We start from the raw sequence: 3440 nt of genomic DNA, 5'->3' as shown, positions 1-3440 counted from the left end.
CCACTTGGCGAAGGCGCCTTTTCTGAGCCGCACGGCGTATGAGCGGTTCCGGGCCGGCGAGCGCAAGGCGCGGCCCGGCCAGCTCGCGGGCCTTATCAGCCATGCGGAGTTTCTGAAGACCGGCGGCAAGGCGGCCGGCCCGTTGGCGAGCCCCGCCATGGCCCCGGCGTTCGCGCCAGGCGGTACGAAGATCAAGCTGCCAATTCAGGCGGCATCGCGACCCGCGCGGCGCAAGCCGAAGCGCCGGTAAGCGCGGCTCGCGTCTGCACTTGGATGAGAAAGGCTTGGGTTTAGAGCCCGCGCTCGATCTCTTGCATCAGACGGTAGCGTAGGGTCCCCGTGTTGCCCTTGAGCGCGATCACGAAGCGCACACGTCCATGCTTGGCGGTATCGACATAGCCAGCCAGCGTACGCACGCCGCTCATCGTGCCGGTCTTGTAATTGGAGCCGCGGCCGCGCTTGAGCAGCTCCGCATAAGGAACAAAGAGGTTGAGCACCTTGGTCAGCCCGCGGGCCGTAAAGTGGTTACCGCGGCTGATGCCCGAGCCTTCTTCGAGATAGATGTCCTCGGCGAGACCGTGCTTGGTGAGCATCTCGTTCGCGACCTGGAGTGACTTCTCGAGGCTGACGGGCCCGCCCAGGCGCTCCGCGCCGATCTCCAAGAACACTTGATTGGCGATGTAGTTGTTCGAGCCGATCAGCAGTTGGTGGATGATCTCGGCGAGGTAGCGGGACTGATTGTGCACGTAGACCGGCTCCAGGCCCTCCGGCACGGGTCCGACAGTGATCTCACCCTCGACCTTGCCGCCGGCCTGGTCGACGAACGCGGCGATCAACTCGCCGGCGTATTTCAGGCTCACGTCCGGGTCCTGGGTGAGGCTGATGCGGCTGCGGCCCTTGGGGCCTCGCGCCCTGAACTGGCTGATCGCCAGCGGCGTGATCGGGGTCTGCTTCTCGGCGGTGCGGACGCTGTTGCCGCTGCGCACCGCGTGGATCGTGTTGAAGTTCACCGCAAGCGCAGAGTTCAGCGCGTCATAGGCCTCGTTGGTGTCCTCGATACCCGGGATGCGGAGGTCGGAAGGGTAGTAGCTCGAGTCGAGCACGATGCCGGTGATGGGCTCCTTGCCGATCGCGGTGACCAGCTGGGGCGCGAGCAGCGCCAGCTCCTCGGAGATCAAAAAGGGATCGCCGCCCCCCTGAACGTAAAGCACCCGGTCGTCGTCCAAGTAGAAACGGGTCTTGAAGCGGTAGTCAGCGCCCAGCACCTCCATCGCCAGCCAGGCCGTCACGACCTTGGCGACGGAAGCCGGGACGAAGGGCTCATCGGCGTTCTGGGCGATCAACTCGTTACCGTCGTCGTCCATGACGAACACCAGCCCCGACGGCGCCAGCGCAGCGACCCGGTCCTTGGTGCCGGCCAGCGTTTGCGTGGACAGGGCCTGGGCGGGCAGCAGGAGCAGAGCAAGGACGAGCAAACGGGACCAGAGAGACATACGCCTATTTATAGGCTTGGGACCGTACCCGGCAAACGGCCTTGTCTAGGCGACGTCGCGGAACGCTTTTGCGCGTATGCCGCAATTGCGACCACAAGAGATACCGAGATCTCCCCCATTTGGTCGTGCGCCCGCCGTGACGGCTTCCAATATTGCTCCTTGGCCGGCTTCCGGCACTATCATCGAAGTACACTGCAATGAAAACGCTTGTTGCCGCCTCAGGACTAGTCATCCTGTAACCTCCCCGAAAGGTCTCGATTTCCTTCGCGTTGCCGGGACCTTTTCTCGAATTGACTTCCCACGTACATCCTCCGGCGTTCCTCGCCGGCGCTTTATTATGAGGGCTACGGTTATGTCCTTACAGGACCCCAAAAGCAGGCTGCCCTATATTTACACTTGGCTTGGCATGGCCGCTTTCATTGCAGCGCTGATCTATCTGTTTCACCTCATTTAGCTCGCCTGGAACGGGGTAAGCCGTTCGGACCGTTGGTCCTTTGCGCTGCCGCACTAGGGGCAAAAAGCCGTGCTAGCCGGTCCGCGAAGCCAATTTCGGATCGATCCACCCGATCTGCTCAGGAGGATGATGAGATGCGCTATTCCGTTTCGATTGCTACCGCTGCTGCCATTATCGCTTTGTCGTTTGCGGCCAACGCGCAAGAGGTGAAGCCTGTCGAGGGCGCGGTGAAGGGCACGGCGACCACCGGCAAGGGCGTGGTCAAAGGCGCCGGTGAGGTTGGAAGCGGCGCCGTGGGCGGCACCGTGGAGGCCGGCAAAGGTGTGGCCAGGGGCGCCGGCGAAGTCGGTGGCGGCGTCGTCGAGGGCGCCAAGGATATCGGCGAGGGCGTGAGCGAAGGCCCTGTCGGTGCCGTCAAGGGTGTCGGCAAGGGAACCGTCGCGGTCGGTAAGGGCGTTGTCGGCGGCACGGTCGAAACGGGCAAAGGCGTGGTCAAGGGTGCCGGTACGGTCGGCAAGGGCGTGGTGAAAGGCGGGGGCACTGTGCTCAAGGAAACCGGCAAGGGTATCGGCTGCGTCGTGACCCTCGGCAACAAGTGCTGATCGTCTGGCGCTCGGCTAGGAGCCAGGTCACCAGCTCATCGCAATCTTCAAACTTTCGCCAGGTTTGTCTGCTTCTCTGTCACAAACAAGGAAGCCACTGATCTCATGATTCGATTTGCTGTTTCGACCGCTCTCGCAGGCCTCATCGCTCTTTCGGTGGCTGGCTGCGCCGTGGAGGTGCCGATGAAGGCCTTCCGCATGGCGCCGCCCGACGCGACCCTCAAGGACGACACGCGCCCGCGCCAGGACGTGAAGCACCTCTCCATCGACTAGCTCTTTCGGCTTGGCGCCTCTGGCCCGTTCGATGCGCCTCAGCGCTCGATCTTGCTGATCTTGGTCCCCTCAAGGGTGAGATTATACATCAGCCCCTTCTGGTCGAGGATGAAGCCGATCACGGGCTCGGTCACCTTGTCGGTGTCGATGGAGCCGCCGACGCCTACGGTGATGATCGTGACGGAGCCGTCCACGCCGACCTTCCAGCCCGCCCGGCGATAGAAGGCATCGAGCGCGCTCTGGGTCATGAACATGATGATCACCGACCGCTCCTGAGCGCCGAGTTGGAAGCCGAACGAGGCGGAGATCATGTTGTAGTAGCCGGCCGGGCGCTGATCGACGATCAGCAAGCCTTCGCCGTATTCGCCGCCCACGCCGAAACCCGCCTTTATCACCGAGGGGAACACGAGGATCCCGACCGCCTTGTTGGCGAGCTCGCGGGCGCCGCCGATCTGGCGCACGAAGCTATGCAGCGTGTCGTTGGCATCGCGCTCAAGCTCGGCGCCGGAAGCGGCTTGCGCCGGCGGAGGCACGGCAAAGGACGCGGCGGCAGCAAGAGCGGCGGCAAAGAGACTGGCGGCCAGGATTTTCATGGCGTTGATTCCTCCCGTAACGCGC

The 3440-nt window shown here is 63.4% G+C and carries 5 protein-coding genes; 3 read left to right on the top strand and 2 right to left on the bottom strand.

Annotated elements, in window-relative coordinates; translation table 11 throughout:
* Positions 1-250 (top strand): hypothetical protein (locus ACSLE4_RS10685; protein WP_435904439.1); only part of this gene is annotated, 250 nt, incomplete at its 5' end.
* Between the two features lie 40 nt (positions 251-290).
* Here ACSLE4_RS10685 and ACSLE4_RS10680 read toward each other — a convergent pair.
* A complete protein-coding gene (locus ACSLE4_RS10680) occupies positions 291-1493 on the bottom strand; it encodes a D-alanyl-D-alanine carboxypeptidase/D-alanyl-D-alanine-endopeptidase (RefSeq protein ID WP_435904438.1) in 1203 nt (400 codons plus the stop codon).
* Between the two features lie 588 nt (positions 1494-2081).
* Between ACSLE4_RS10680 and ACSLE4_RS10675 the strand changes: the two genes are divergently transcribed.
* Positions 2082-2549, top strand: a complete 468-nt coding sequence (locus tag ACSLE4_RS10675; protein ID WP_435904437.1) for a hypothetical protein — start codon at positions 2082-2084, stop codon at positions 2547-2549.
* Between the two features lie 105 nt (positions 2550-2654).
* Positions 2655-2822, top strand: coding sequence for a hypothetical protein (locus tag ACSLE4_RS10670; protein ID WP_435904436.1), 168 nt, complete (start codon positions 2655-2657; stop codon positions 2820-2822).
* A gap of 38 nt (positions 2823-2860) precedes the next feature.
* Here ACSLE4_RS10670 and ACSLE4_RS10665 read toward each other — a convergent pair whose 3' ends face one another.
* Positions 2861-3415 (bottom strand): BPSL1445 family SYLF domain-containing lipoprotein, encoded by a 555-nt coding sequence (locus tag ACSLE4_RS10665; RefSeq protein ID WP_435904440.1) that lies wholly within the window; start codon positions 3413-3415, stop codon positions 2861-2863.
* Positions 3416-3440: the final 25 nt, after the last annotated feature.

It is taken from the genome of Methyloceanibacter sp. (assembly GCF_051306395.1).
In the GTDB taxonomy this organism is placed as follows: domain Bacteria; phylum Pseudomonadota; class Alphaproteobacteria; order Rhizobiales; family Methyloligellaceae; genus Methyloceanibacter.
Note: the sequence above shows the minus strand (reverse complement) of the source record. Positions and strands in the feature narration are given on the sequence as shown.

Coding starts and splice junctions, on each gene's coding strand:
- ACSLE4_RS10665 (WP_435904440.1), bottom strand. CDS start 3,415: ATGAAAATCCTGGCCGCCAGTCTCTTTGCCGCCGCTCTTGCTGCCGCC.
- ACSLE4_RS10675 (WP_435904437.1), top strand. CDS start 2,082: ATGCGCTATTCCGTTTCGATTGCTACCGCTGCTGCCATTATCGCTTTG.
- ACSLE4_RS10670 (WP_435904436.1), top strand. CDS start 2,655: ATGATTCGATTTGCTGTTTCGACCGCTCTCGCAGGCCTCATCGCTCTT.
- ACSLE4_RS10680 (WP_435904438.1), bottom strand. CDS start 1,493: ATGTCTCTCTGGTCCCGTTTGCTCGTCCTTGCTCTGCTCCTGCTGCCC.